Consider the following 13,119-nt stretch of genomic DNA (forward strand, 5'->3'; position numbering starts at 1 on the left):
CGCGGGTCCGAACCTGTCCCGGTGCAGCGCATCGACATCGACGGCGTCCCGGTCTTCGCCGCGGAGGGCTCGGGGCGGACCACCGCCGTCCTGGTCTTCGGTGTCGGGCTGCGCGACGAGACCTTCGCGATCACCGAGGTCACCCACCTCGTCGAGCACCTGGCGATGAGCGCGCTGCCCCGCACCCACCTGCGCTGCGACGCGGTCACCGACGTGGACACCACGACCTTCTCCGCGACCGGCCGGCCCGAGGCCGTGGGCGCCTTCCTCGAGGGGATCTGCCGCGCGCTGGGCGACCTGCCGACCGAGCGGATGGACCTCGAGGTCGGCGTCCTGCAGGCGGAGGGCTGCGCCAGGGGGTACTCCACCCTCGGCGCGCTGTGGGCCGCCCGCTTCGGCCTGGCCGGCCCCGGGCTGGTCGGCGCCGACGGGCCCGGCCCGGAGTACCTCACCGAGGAGACCGTGCGGGGCCACGCCCGCCGGTGGTTCGTCCGGGGCAACGCCGCGCTGTGGTGCTCCGGCCCGCTGCCGGCCGGGCTGCGGCTGCCGCTGCCGCCCGGCCCCCGTCCCGTCCGGGTCGTCCCGCCGGCCCGGCCGCAGACCGGCCCGGTGTGGACGGCGGGGCACGGCGGCGTCGGCCTGCTGCTCACCTGCGGCGGGGCGGGCGACCCGGCGCTGCGCGTCGGCGTCGACGTGCTCGAGCGGCGGCTGCGGGACGCCGCGCGGCACGCCCGCGGCCTGAGCTACGCCGTCGACTCGCGAGCCCTGGAGCTCTCCGCCGACCGGCGGGAGGTCGCCGTCGTCGTCGACGCGCGGCAGGGCTGCGAGGGCGCGGTGGCCGGCCTGCTCTGGCAGGCCTACGCGCAGCTGTGCGAGCAGGGCCCGACCGAGGCCGAGCTGGCGCACGCGGTGGCCGGCTTCGCGGAGGAGCTGGACGACGAGCGTGCCGTCGCCGAGTCGGAACTGGCCGACGCCGCCTACTGCGCGGTCAGCGGGCTGCCGTTCCGCCCGGTGGGGGAGGTCCTGGCGGGCTGGCGGACGACGACCGCCGAGCGGGTGGCCGCGGCGCTGCGCGACACGTGGGCCACGGCGATCCTCTCCGTGCCCGGGGACGCCGGCTACGACGGCCCCGGCGACCCGGTGCAGTGGCGCCCGGCCTGCGGCGTGCACACCTCCCTGCCCGCGGGGGAGACCTTCCGGCCGTCGCCCCTGGCGCGGCTGTTCGACCGGCAGCGCCGGGTCGCCCTCGTGGTCGGCGACCGGGAGCTGGCCTCCCGGGACGCCGACGGCGACGTCCACCGCATCCCGTGGGAGCTCGTCGAGGCCGCGCTGCCCACCGCGGACGGCCGCGCGGCCCTCGTCGTCGGCCGGGAGCGCTGCGGCGTGTTCGTGGACGAGGAGCGCTTCGGCCGCCGGGCCGTCGCGGCCGTGCGCGCCCGCGTGCCGGCCGACCGGTGGCTGCTCCGCCCGGCCGCGCGGGAGGGCGCGCTGGTCCCGGCGACCTGACCGCCGGCCGCCGGGGCAGGCGGCGGCCACCTCTCAGGGGCCCGCTGGCCTCCCTGCAGGGTCCCGCCGCGAGCGTGCGAGTGGCGGGGGGCAGGGAGGTCCTCTTCCGAGGCGTGGGGAGAGAGGTGTGGCCCCCTTGCAGGTAGAAGGACCCCCTCCTGCCCACCCCTCGCACGCTCGGGGCGGTGCCCGGGAGGGGGCCTGGCGCGAGCTCGCGAGCGGTGGGGGGCAAGCGGCCACCTCTCAGGGGCCCGCGCCGAGCTCGCGAGGCGTGGGAAGAGAGGTGTGGCCCCCTTGCAGGGTCCCGCCGAGAGCTTGCGAGCGGTGGGGGGCAAGGGGGTCCTCTTAGACTCCCCGAGGTGGAGATCCCCTTCCGCTCCTCCGAACGCGCCAGCCTCGGCGTCGAGTGGGAGCTGCAGCTGGTCGACCTGCAGACCCGGCAGCTGACCGCCGGCGCCGTCGAGATCCTCGAGGAGATCCGCCCCGAGGACGCCGCCGAGCACCCCAGGGCCAAGCACGAGCTGCTGCAGTCGACCATCGAGATCATCACCGGCATCTGCACCACCGTCGCCGAGGCCAAGGCCGACCTGGCCGGCACCCTCGCCGAGGTGCGGGCCGTCGCCGCCCGCCGCGGCCTGGGCCTGATGTGCGCCGGCACCCACCCGATCACCGACTGGCAGACCCAGCAGATATCGCCCAAGGAGCGCTACCACCGGCTCGTCGAGCAGATGCAGTGGCTGGCCCGCCGGTTGCAGATCTTCGGGGTGCACGTGCACGTCGGCGTGCGGGCGCCGGAGAAGGCCATCCCGATCGTCAACGCGCTCACCCAGTTCGTGCCGCACTTCCTGGCGCTGTCGGCGTCGTCCCCGTACTGGGTCGGCTGCGACACCGGCCTGGCCTCGGCCCGGTCGAAGGTGTTCGAGGGGATGCCGACCGCCGGGCTGCCCTACCAGCTGTCGGGTTGGGACCGCTTCGAGCAGTACATGGAGACGCTCATCTCCACGCACGCCATCGAGAGCGTGCGCGAGGTGTGGTGGGACATCCGCCCGCACCCGGACTTCGGCACCGTCGAGCTGCGCATCTGCGACGGGCTGCCCACCCTCGACGAGATCGGCGCGGTGGCCGCCCTCTCGCAGTGCCTGGTCGAGCAGTTCGACACCCAGCTCGACCGCGGCTACACCCTGCCGACGCCGGCCGGCTGGGTGCTGCGGGAGAACAAGTGGCGGGCGGCCCGCTACGGCCTGGACGCCGAGATCGTGGTCGACGAGAAGGGCACCGTGCAGCCGGTCCGCCAGGCGATCACCGACCTGGTGGAGGACCTCGAGCCCACCGCCCGGCGGCTCGGGTGCGCGGCCGAGCTGGCCGACGTGGAGCGGATCCTCGCCGTCGGCGCCTCCTACGAGCGGCAGCGGGCGGTCGCGCTGGAGCACGACGGCGACCTGCGCGCCGTCGTCGACAGCCTGCTGGCCGAGCTGCGCGACGGCCTCCCCTCCAGCGGGCCCGCGGACCGTCCGCCGGGGCCGGTGCCCGGCCCGGCCGACTGCGCCGGGGGCCACGCCGCATGAGGCCGGCTGCATGACGCGGTTCCCGGAGGAGCTGGGGACGGCGGTCGACGAGTGGGTCGCCGAGCGGCACCAGCAGCTGGTCGCCGTCCGCCGGCACCTGCACGCCCACCCCGAGCTGGCCTTCGCCGAGTTCGAGACGACGTCCTTCCTCGAGCAGCGGCTGCGCGCCGACGGCCTGGACCCCAAGCGGCTGCCCACCGGCACCGGGCTGCTCGTCGAGGTCGGGTCGGGGGAGCCGGTCGTGGTGCTGCGCGCCGACATCGACGCGCTGCCGCTGCCCGACCTCAAGGACGTCCCCTACGCGTCCACCCGCGAGGGCCTGTGCCACGCCTGCGGGCACGACGTGCACACCGCCGTCGTCCTCGGGGCGGCGCTGGCCCTCGCCACCCTCGACGGCCTGCCCGGCACCGCGCGCTGCGTCTTCCAGCCGGCCGAGGAGACCGTGCCCGGCGGCGCCACCGAGGTGGTCGCCGCCGGGGGGCTGGCCGGCGCCTCCCGCGCCTTCGCGCTGCACTGCGACCCCTCCATCCCGGCCGGCACCGTCGGCCTGCGCACCGGGGCGATCACCGCCGCCTGCGACCGGATGGACGTCACCCTCACCGGCCCCGGCGGGCACACCGCCCGTCCCCAGCTCACCGTCGACCTGGTCGACGCCCTGGGCCGGCTGATCACCGACCTGCCGTCCCTGCTCTCCCGGCAGGTCGACCCGCGGGCCGGCATGTCCCTGGTGTGGGGCGCGGTCAACGCCGGGGTCGCGGCCAACGCCATCCCGCAGCGCGGCTCGCTGCGCGGCACCGTGCGGGTGCTCGACCGGGACATGTGGCAGGAGGCCGAGGCGGTGCTGCGCTCGCTGGTCGAGCGGGTGGCCGCCACCACCGGCGCGGGGGTGCAGGTCGACTACGTGCGCGGCGTCCCCCCGGTGGTCAACGACCCGCGGGCGGTCGCGCTGCTGCGCTCGGCGACGCTGGAGACGGTCGGCAGCGACGGGCTGCGGCTGTCCCCGCAGAGCATGGGCGGGGAGGACTTCGGCTGGTTCGCCGACGTGCTGCCCATCGCGCTGGCCCGGCTGGGCACCCACGGCGGCGGCGCCCCGCTGGACCTGCACCGGGGCACCTTCGACGTCGACGAGCGGGCGATCGGGGTGGGCGTGCGGCTGCTGGCCCGCGCCGCCCTGCACTCGCTGTCCGCCGACGCCGGCGGCGCGCCGCCCGGGCCTCCGCCGCACCCCGGCCGTTCCGGTCCCGGCGGTCGTCGGTAGAGACTGGCGCCCACCACCGACGACCCGGGGAGCCCGACGATGACCGCCGACCAGCCGACCGCCTCTCCCGGCGACGCCGAGGTGCCGGCCGAGCACCAGGTCCCCGACACCCTCGCCCTCGCCGGCGACTTCCCGGCCGTCTCCCGCGACCGGTGGCGGGAGCTGGTGGCCGGCGTCCTGCGCAGGTCCGGCCGCGAGGAGCTGCCCGACCCGGTCGAGGACGCGCTGCGGGTGCCGGTGGCCACCGGCGTCACCGTCGCCCCGCTCTACACCGCCGAGGACGCCGGCGACCTGCCCACCGCGGTCGGCGTCCCGGGCCTGGCGCCGTTCGTGCGGGGTGCCCGGGCCGGTGCGAGCCCGGACCCCGGCGGCTGGGACGTCCGCCAGCGGCACGCCTCCCCCGACGTGGCGGTCACCAGGGAGGCGATCGCCGCCGACCTGGAGAACGGGGTCACCTCGCTGTGGCTGGTGCTCGGCGAGGGCGCGGTCCCGGTCGAGGCGTTGGGTGAGGTCCTCGCCGACGTCTACCTCGACCTGGCGCCGGTGTCGGTCTCCGGCGGGCTGTCGGCCGCCGAGGCCCTCCTCGCGCACGTCTCCGGTCGCACCGACCTGGCGCCCGGCGGCTCGTTGGGCCTGGACCCGCTCGGCGTGCACGCCGCCTCCGGGCGGGAGCAGGACCTCTCCGGCCTGGCCGACGTCGCCCGCCGCGCGGCCGACCACCCGGGCCTGCGCACCGTCACCGTCGACGCGACCGTCTTCGCCGACGCCGGGGCCAGCGCCGTCGAGGAGCTCGGCTGCTCGCTGGCCGCCGGGGTCGCCTACCTGCGGGCACTCACCGCGGGTGGGCTGGCCGTCGACGACGCCTTCGCCGCGCTCGAGTTCCGCTACGCCGCCAGCGCCGACCAGTTCACGACGATCGCCGGGCTGCGCGCGGCCCGCCGGCTGTGGGACCGGGTCGGCGAGGTCAGCGGCGCCTCGCCCGACGCGCGTGCCCAGCGGCAGCACGCGGTCACCTCGTCGGTGATGACGACGCGGCACGACCCGTGGGTGAACATGCTGCGGACGACGGTCGCCTGCTTCGCCGCCGGCGTGGGCGGCGCCGACGCCGTCACCGTGCAGCCGTTCGACGCCGCGCTGGGGCTGCCCGACGCCTTCTCGCGGCGGATCGCGCGCAACACGCAGAGCCTGCTGGTGGAAGAGGGGCACCTCGCCCGCGTGCTCGACCCGGCCGGCGGCTCCTGGTACGTCGAGTCGCTGACCGACTCCCTGGCGCAGGCGGCGTGGAGCTGGTTCACCGAGATCGAGCGGGCCGGTGGGCTGGCCGCCGCGCTGGAGTCGGGGCTCGTGCGTGACCGCATCGCCGCGGCCTGGGGCGAGCGACAGGAGCGGCTGGCGCACCGGGAGGACGCGATCACCGGCGTCAGCGAGTTCCCCGACCCGGCCGAGGAGCTGCCGCGGCGGCAGCCGGCGGTCGATCCGCGCCCGACCGGCGGGCTGCCCCGGGTGCGGGCCTCGCAGGCCTACGAGGAGTTGCGCGACCGCGCCGAGTCCGCCGACCGCCGTCCGCGGGTGCACCTGGCCACGATCGGCCCGATCGCCCGCCACACCGCGCGGGCCACCTTCGCCGGCAACCTGTTCCAGGCCGGCGGCATCGAGACGCCGTCCGGCGAGGGCACCTCCGGCTTCGCCGACGCCGGGACGACGGTGACCTGCATCTGCGGCACCGACCGTGACTACGCGGAGTCCGCGGCCGCTCTCGCCGCGCAGCTGCACGCGGCCGGTGCCACCCAGGTGTGGTTGGCCGGCAAGCCGTCGCTGGGGGTGGACGGCGTCGACGGGTACGTGTACGCCGGGTGCGACGCACTCGACGTGTTGCGAGCGGTACACGAGCAGCTACTGGGCCAAAGTGGCCACTTCGGCCCTCGAGGGGAGCGGGCATGAGCGGGATCCCCGACTTCGGGTCGGTCGAGCTGGGCCGCCCGGCGGCGCACGCCGGCGGCGACGACTGGGCCAAGCGGTTCGAGGAGACCACCGGCCGATCGGTCGCCGACGCGACCTGGGAGACGCCCGAGGGCATCGCCGTCCCGCCGCTGTACACCCCGGCCGACCTCGCCGGGCTGGACTTCCTGTCCACCTACCCCGGCCTGCCGCCGTACCTGCGCGGGCCGTACCCGACGATGTACACGACCCAGCCGTGGACCATCCGCCAGTACGCCGGGTTCTCCACCGCCGCGGAGTCCAACGCCTTCTACCGGCGCAACCTCGCCGCCGGGCAGAAGGGGCTGTCGATCGCCTTCGACCTGCCCACCCACCGCGGCTACGACTCCGACCACCCGCGGGTCGTCGGCGACGTCGGCATGGCCGGGGTGGCGATCGACTCCATCCTGGACATGCGCCAGCTCTTCGACGGCATCCCGCTGGACCGGATGACGGTCTCGATGACCATGAACGGCGCGGTGCTGCCGGTGATGGCGCTCTACGTCCTCGCCGCCGAGGAGCAGGGCGTCGCGCCTGCGCAGCTGGCCGGGACCATCCAGAACGACATCCTCAAGGAGTTCATGGTCCGCAACACCTACATCTACCCGCCGAAGCCGTCGATGCAGATCGTCAGCGACATCTTCGCGTTCACCTCGCAGGAGATGCCGCGGTTCAACTCGATCTCCATCTCCGGCTACCACATCCAGGAGGCCGGGGCGACCGCCGACCTGGAGCTGGCCTACACGCTGGCCGACGGGGTGGAGTACGTGCAGGCGGGCAAGGACGCCGGGCTGGACGTCGACGCGTTCGCCCCGCGCCTGTCCTTCTTCTGGGCGATCGGCATGAACTTCTTCATGGAGGTCGCGAAGCTCCGGGCCGGGCGGCTGCTGTGGTCCCGGCTGATGGAGGAGGCCGGCGCGCAGAAGGACAAGTCGCTGTCGCTGCGCACCCACTCGCAGACCTCGGGCTGGTCGCTCACCGCGCAGGACGTCTTCAACAACGTCGTCCGCACCTGCCTGGAGGCCATGGCCGCCACCCAGGGGCACACCCAGTCGCTGCACACCAACGCCCTCGACGAGGCGCTGGCGCTGCCGAGCGACTTCTCGGCGCGGATCGCCCGCAACACCCAGCTGCTGCTGCAGCAGGAGTCGGGGACGACGCGGGTCATCGACCCGTGGGGCGGCTCGGCCTACGTGGAGAAGCTGACCTACGACCTGGCCCGCCGCGCGTGGGCGCACATCCAGGAGGTCGCCGAGCACGGCGGCATGGCCCAGGCCATCGACGACGGCATCCCCAAGCTGCGCATCGAGGAGGCCGCCGCCCGCACCCAGGCGCGCATCGACTCGGGCCGGCAGCCGGTGATCGGCGTCAACAAGTACCGGGTCGACGCCGACGAGGCGATCGAGGTGCTCCGGGTCGACAACGCCTCGGTGCTGGCCGAGCAGAAGGCCAAGCTGGAGGAGCTGCGCGCCTCCCGGGACGACGGCGCGGTCCGCGAGGCGCTCTCCCGGCTCACCGACGCCGCCCGCGCGGCCGCCGAGGGACGCCGTGGCCGCGAGCTGGACGCCAACCTGCTCAAGCTGGCCGTCGACGCGGCCCGCGCCAAGGCCACCGTCGGGGAGATCTCCGACGCGCTGGAGGAGGTCTACGGGCGGCACGCGGGCCAGGTGCGCACCATCTCCGGTGTGTACCGCGACGAGGCCGGCGCCTCCGGCCCGATGGAGGAGACCCGCCGCCTGGCCGAGGCGTTCGAGGAGGCCGAGGGACGCCGTCCCCGCATCCTGGTCGCCAAGATGGGCCAGGACGGCCACGACCGCGGGCAGAAGGTCATCGCCACCGCGTTCGCCGACCTCGGTTTCGACGTCGACGTCGGCCCGCTGTTCCAGACCCCGGAGGAGGTCGCCCGCCAGGCGGTGGAGGCCGACGTGCACGTCGTCGGCGTCTCCTCGCTCGCGGCGGGCCACCTGACGCTGGTGCCGGCGCTGCAGGAGGCGCTCGCTTCGTTGGGGGCGGACGACGTGGTGATCGTGGTCGGCGGCGTCATCCCGCCCGACGACGTCCCGACGCTCAAGGAGATGGGCGCGGCCGAGGTGTTCCTCCCCGGCACGGTGATCGCCGAGGCCGCGCAGGGCCTGCTGCGCACCCTGTCGGCCCGCACCTGATGCCGCGCCAGGTCGACGTCCCGGCGCTGGTCGAGGGGGTCCTGGCGGGGGACCGGCGGGCCGTGGCGCGGGCGATCACGCTCGTCGAGTCGCACCGCGCCGACCACCGGGAGCGGGCGCAGGAGCTGCTGGTCGAGCTGCTGCCGCACACCGGCGACGCCCGGCGGGTCGGCATCAGCGGCGTGCCCGGGGTGGGCAAGTCGACCTTCATCGACACGCTGGGGGTGTCGCTGACCGCGGCCGGGTCGAAGGTCGCGGTGCTCGCCGTCGACCCGTCGTCCGCCCGGTCGGGCGGGTCGATCCTCGGCGACAAGACCCGGATGGCCCGGCTGGCGGTCGACCCGCACGCCTTCATCCGGCCCTCGCCCACGTCCGGGACCCTGGGCGGGGTCGCCCAGGCCACCCGGGAGTCGATGGTGGTCGTGGAGGCCGCGGGCTCCGACGTCGTGCTGGTGGAGACCGTGGGCGTCGGGCAGTCGGAGACCACGGTCGCGGAGATGGTCGACTCGTTCCTGTTCCTCACGCTGGCCCGCACCGGCGACCAGCTGCAGGGCATCAAGCGCGGCATCCTCGAGATCGCCGACGTGATCGCGGTGAACAAGGCCGACGGGCCGGCCGCCGCCGACGCCCGCAAGGCCGCCCGCGAGCTGTCCGGGGCGATCCGGATGCTGCGCGGGCGGGGCCAGACCTGGGACGTCCCGGTGCTCACCTGCGCCGGGCTGACCGGCGAGGGGCTGGACGAGGTCTGGGGGAAGCTGGTCGAGCACCAGGAGCGGATGCGGGCCTCGGGGGCCTTCGAGGAGAACCGGCGGACCCAGCAGGTGCGCTGGACCCGGCAGCTGGTGCGGGACGGGCTCGAGCACCGGCTGCGCGCCCACCCCGGCGTGCGGGCGGCCGCCCCGGAGCTGGAGAAGGCGGTGCTGGCGGGCGAGCTGACCCCGGCGCTGGCCGCCCAGCAGCTGCTCGAGACCTTCCTCGCCACCCCCGACCTGCCGCGATCATGAAGTCCGGGAAGCGACACGCCGTCGACGCGCGGCGTGTCGCTCCCCGAACTTCATGATCGCGGGTAGGGGCGGGCGCCGGTGCAGCCTCCGGGCGTGTGGCGCGACCGACCCCGCGGGTCGCCGGACGGCGGCGGGGGCGACGGGGAGAATGGGTGTGCCCGACGCCCGCAGGAGCAGGAGCAGGAGAAGGACGCCTCATGACCCGCATCGTGATCATCGGCGGCGGCCCCGCCGGCTACGAGGCCGCGCTGGTGGCCGCATCGCTCGGTGCGCAGGTCACCGTGGTCGAGCGGGACGGCGTGGGTGGGGCCAGCGTGCTCACCGACTGCGTCCCCTCCAAGACCTTCATCGCCTCGGCCGGCGCGATGACCAACGTGCGCGACTCCGCCGCCCTCGGCGTGCAGGGCTCCGAGCTGGCGTCCGTGGGCATCGACCTGGCCGCGGTCAACCGGCGGGTCAGGACCCTGGCGGTGGCCCAGTCCGCGGACATCAAGGCGCGGCTGCTCGCCGAGGGCGTACGGGTGGCCGCCGGGTGCGGGCGGCTCTCCGACGAGGTCCGCGGCCTGGTCGAGCACCGGGTCGAGGTGGTCGACGCCGACGGCGCGGTCACCGAGACGCTCGAGGCCGACGTCGTCCTCGTGGCCACCGGCGCCGACCCTCGCGTCCTGCCCGGTGCCGAGCCCGACCACGAACGCATCCTCGACTGGCGCGACGTCTACGACCTGCGGGAGATGCCCGAGCACCTGGTGGTCGTCGGCTCCGGCGTCACCGGGGCGGAGTTCGCCTCCGGCTACCTGGAGGCCGGCGTTCCGGTCACGCTGGTCTCCTCCCGCGACCGGGTGCTGCCCGGCGAGGACTCCGACGCCGCCGAGGTGCTCGAGGAGGTCTTCCAGTCCCGCGGCGGCCGGCTCGAGCGCGGCCGGGCCGCCGGCGTGCGGCGCACCGAGAAGGGCGTCGCGGTCGAGTTGACCGACGGCCGCACCGTCGAGGGCTCGCACGCGCTGATGACCGTCGGCACCGTGCCCAACACCGCGGGCCTGAACCTGGACCGGTGCGGCGTGCAGCTCTCGCCGTCCGGCCACGTCGTCGTCGACCGGGTCTCCCGCACGAGCGTGCCCGGTGTCTACGCCGCCGGCGACGTCACCGGGGTGTTCCAGCTGGCCTCGGTGGCCGCGATGCAGGGCCGGATCGCCATGTGGCACGCGTTGGGTGAGGCGGTCACCCCCATCCGGCTCAAGACCGTGGCGGCCAACGTCTTCACCCACCCGGAGATCGCCACCGTCGGCGTCCAGGAGAAGACCCTGCCCGAGGGGGCCGACGTGGAGGTCGTCCGGCTGCCGCTGGCCACCAACGCCCGGGCGAAGATGGCCGATGTGCGCGACGGTTTCGTCAAGCTCTTCGCCCGCCAGGCCACCGGCGTGGTCGTCGGCGGCGTGGTGGTGGCCCCGGGCGCCTCCGAGCTGGTCCTGCCGATCGCGTTGGCGGTGACCAAGGGGCTGACGGTCAGCGACCTGGCCCACACCTTCGCGATCTACCCCTCGCTGTCCGGGTCGATCACCGAGGCCGGGCGCCGGCTGATGCGCGCCGACGCCCTGGCCTGAGGAAGGACCCCCTGCCCCCACCACTCGCAGGCTCGCGGCGGGACCCTGCAGGGGGCCGACGGGGTCGGGGTCCTGGGCGGTGGGTGAGGGCCACGGGGCGGGTGTGACGGGGCGTTCGACCCGATCCCCGGCGGCCGGTGTCGACGAGCCCCCGGGCCGCCGATGGCACAGGGGATGCCTGCCTCCCCGACGACCGTCCGCCGTCGCCCGCTCCGGGTGCTGGCCGGCCTGGCGGCCGCACTGGCGGTCTCGGTCGCGCTGCCCCCCGCGGCCGCGCAGGCCGACCGGCCCGACACCGTGGTGGGGGAGCTGGTGCAGGCCTGGCCGGAGGCCGGGCTCGCCGAGCACCCGGCCGCCGCCGAGGCCGCCGGAGCGCCGCTGTCCTGGGTCGAGACCGCGGACGGCGAGGCGGTGCGCGTGCCGACCGACGCGGTCACCGACCTGCCCGTCGGGTCCACCGTCGAGGTCACCGTGGGCGGGCAGCTGCCCGACACGGCCGGCGAGGACGGCTACGAAGCGGCCCACGACGTGCTCGCGGCCGAGGTGCTCCGGGCGGCGCCGGACCCCGCCCCGGTCCGGACCCCGGCACTGACCAACCAGGTCACCGTGGCGATGGTGGTGCCCGCCGGTGGGCAGCGTGACGGGACGACGCTCGCCCAGGTCGTGGCCGCCGTGGACGGCCCGGTCGCCCAGTTCTGGGCCGACCAGACCGACGGCGCGGTCGAGCTCGGCGTGACCGACCAGCACGACTGGATCGAGACCGCCGCCGGCTGCTCGGACCCCACCGCCCTGTGGGACGAGGTGGCCGCCCGCACCGGTTTCGTGCCCGGCCCCGGGCGGCACCTCGTCGTCTACGTCAGCAGCCTGCCGCGGGACCTACCGGGCTGCTCCTACGCCCTCGGCCAGGTCGGCGCCGCCCCCGCCGCCGGTGGCCGGGTCTACGTCCGCGACGTCCTGCCCTCGGTGATCGCCCACGAGCTGGGGCACAACTTCGGTCTCGGCCACTCCTCGGGCGCCCAGTGCGACGGCGCGGTGGAGACCGGCGCCTGCCGCACCGCGCCCTACCGCGACTACTACGACGTGATGGGCGCCTCCTGGAGCCGGGTCGGCTCGCTCAACGCCCCGCAGGCGGCGCTGCTCGGGGTGCTGCCCGCGTCGGCGCAGTTCGCCGTCCCGGTGGCCGGGCCGGCGACGACGGTGACCCTTGCGCCGCTGTCGGGGCGGACCGGCACCCGCGCCGTCCGCCTGTCCGACGCGGCGGGCGGCACCTACTGGCTGGAGTACCGGGCCGCCGCCGGCCGCGACGCCTGGCTGGGCACGAGCGACAACCGCTTCCGCCTCGACCCCGGCGTCCTGGTGCACCGCACCGGCGCGATGCCCGACACCGCGCTGCTGCTCGACGGCACGCCCAGCGCCGCCGCCGGGTGGGACGCCGACCTGCAGGCGGCCCTCCCCGTCGGTGTCCCGGTGCCGGTCGCCGGGGGCGCCGCCACGGTCACCGTGGACGCCGTCTCCGCGGCCGGGGCGACCGTCACCGTCACCCCCGTCGCCGGGGGCGCCGCCCCGGTGACTCCGCCGGAGCCCGCGGCCCCGGCGCCGCAGGTCCTCCCCGGGGCCGCGGCGGGGACTCCGCCACGTTCGGCGCCCACCGCCGAGGAGCTCCCCGCGGTCGGGTCCGAGCCCGCCGTGACCGGCCCGGGAGCTGCCGCGGTCGGCTCCGAGGCCGCCGCCGCCCCTGCCGCCGCGACCGGGTCCGGGACCGCCGCGCCGACCTCGACGGCTCCGGCCGTGACCGGACAGGAGCCGGACGGCGTCCCGGTCACCACGGCGGCGCAGGCCCCCACCTCCACCCCCACCCCCGGCCGGCCGACCCTGCCGGTGCTCGCCGCCACGGGGCTGGGCGTCACGGCGCTCGCCGGGTGCGCGGCCGGCCGGGTCCGCGCCCGCCGGCGCGGCTGACCGCACCCCGATCGGAGGACCCGGCTCCAGGTCGACCGCTCACCGGCCGATGGGGACCTGATCGACGCCGGCGGTTGATCGACCCCT

Annotated in this window: 8 protein-coding genes; all 8 read left to right on the top strand. The window is 76.1% G+C overall.

What is annotated here, in order from left to right:
• Positions 1 to 21 precede the first annotated feature (21 nt).
• Positions 22 to 1,506, top strand: a complete 1,485-nt coding sequence (locus DQ238_RS13935) for a hypothetical protein (RefSeq protein WP_113781869.1) — start codon at positions 22 to 24, stop codon at positions 1,504 to 1,506.
• Positions 1,507 to 1,865: 359 nt separating this feature from the next.
• Entirely contained in the window at positions 1,866 to 3,071 is a 1,206-nt protein-coding gene (locus DQ238_RS13940) for a glutamate--cysteine ligase (RefSeq protein ID WP_113781870.1), read from the top strand.
• A gap of 10 nt (positions 3,072 to 3,081) precedes the next feature.
• Entirely contained in the window at positions 3,082 to 4,329 is a 1,248-nt protein-coding gene (locus DQ238_RS13945) for an amidohydrolase (protein ID WP_113781871.1), read from the top strand.
• A gap of 39 nt (positions 4,330 to 4,368) precedes the next feature.
• On the top strand, positions 4,369 to 6,270 hold the full coding sequence (locus DQ238_RS13950; protein WP_113781872.1) for a methylmalonyl-CoA mutase subunit beta: 1,902 nt from the start codon (positions 4,369 to 4,371) through the stop codon (positions 6,268 to 6,270).
• Entirely contained in the window at positions 6,267 to 8,468 is a 2,202-nt protein-coding gene (gene scpA / locus DQ238_RS13955) for a methylmalonyl-CoA mutase (protein ID WP_113781873.1), read from the top strand. The genes DQ238_RS13950 and scpA overlap by 4 nt, the downstream gene beginning before the upstream one ends.
• Positions 8,468 to 9,472 (top strand): methylmalonyl Co-A mutase-associated GTPase MeaB, encoded by a 1,005-nt coding sequence (meaB, locus tag DQ238_RS13960; RefSeq protein WP_113781874.1) that lies wholly within the window; start codon positions 8,468 to 8,470, stop codon positions 9,470 to 9,472. Before scpA ends, meaB begins: the two co-directional genes overlap by 1 nt.
• Before the next feature lie 197 nt (positions 9,473 to 9,669).
• Complete coding sequence (locus tag DQ238_RS13965; RefSeq protein ID WP_113781875.1) at positions 9,670 to 11,073, top strand: NAD(P)H-quinone dehydrogenase; 1,404 nt, start codon at positions 9,670 to 9,672, stop codon at positions 11,071 to 11,073.
• Between the two features lie 174 nt (positions 11,074 to 11,247).
• Positions 11,248 to 13,032: a reprolysin-like metallopeptidase gene (locus tag DQ238_RS24130; RefSeq protein ID WP_147263076.1), complete on the top strand. Its 1,785-nt coding sequence runs from the start codon at positions 11,248 to 11,250 to the stop codon at positions 13,030 to 13,032.
• The last annotated feature ends 87 nt before the right edge of the window (positions 13,033 to 13,119 follow it).

It is taken from the genome of Geodermatophilus sp. TF02-6, from assembly GCF_003319115.1.
Classification (GTDB): domain Bacteria; phylum Actinomycetota; class Actinomycetes; order Mycobacteriales; family Geodermatophilaceae; genus Geodermatophilus.